The organism is Streptomyces atriruber (assembly GCF_001418325.1).
Lineage (GTDB): Bacteria > Actinomycetota > Actinomycetes > Streptomycetales > Streptomycetaceae > Streptomyces > Streptomyces atriruber.
Genome location: NZ_LIPN01000596.1, coordinates 949 through 1,524, shown reverse-complemented (window position 1 = coordinate 1,524; position 576 = coordinate 949). Strand labels below are relative to the sequence as shown.

Below are 576 nucleotides of genomic sequence, written 5' to 3'. Positions count from 1 at the left end.
CCGACCGGCTCGCCGCCGACGCGGAGGCCGGACTGATGCGGGACGTGGACCACGCCAGGATCGCGCGGGCCTGGCGGTCCGTGCGGGCCGGGCGCAGCCCGCTGACCGTCTTCACCGACGCGGTCCTGCGCGACGGCGCCCGCGCCTGCCCGCACCCCTCGGGGGACCGCGACCTGCCCGCGCGGGCCGCCCGCCACGACCTCGCCACGGCGCAGGTGCGCATCGGGACGACCGCCGACGACCCCCGCAACCCCTACGCCTACCGGGGCACCGGGCTCGCGCTCGGACCCGATCTGCTCGGCACCTCGCTGCTCGCCGTCGGTCCCGGCGGCTCCGGCAAGACCGCACGGGTGGTGTGGCCGCTCGCCGAGTCGCTGTGCCTGGGCGCCCTCGCCGGGCGGGCGGCCGTGGTGGTCGTCGGGGCCGCGGGCGCGGGGCTCGGGCCCACCGAGGACTACGACGTGGTGGTGCGGATCGGGCAGCCCGACTCCGTCTACGACCTCGATCTGTACGGCGGCACCAACGACCCGGACGAGGCCGCGGCCGTGCTCGCCGAAGCCCTCGTCGGCGACCTCG

1 pseudogene is annotated in these 576 nt (G+C 78.3%); it reads left to right on the top strand.

The window, feature by feature from the left end:
- A pseudogene (locus AOK03_RS44710) lies at positions 1-576 on the top strand (ATP-binding protein); the annotation flags it as partial.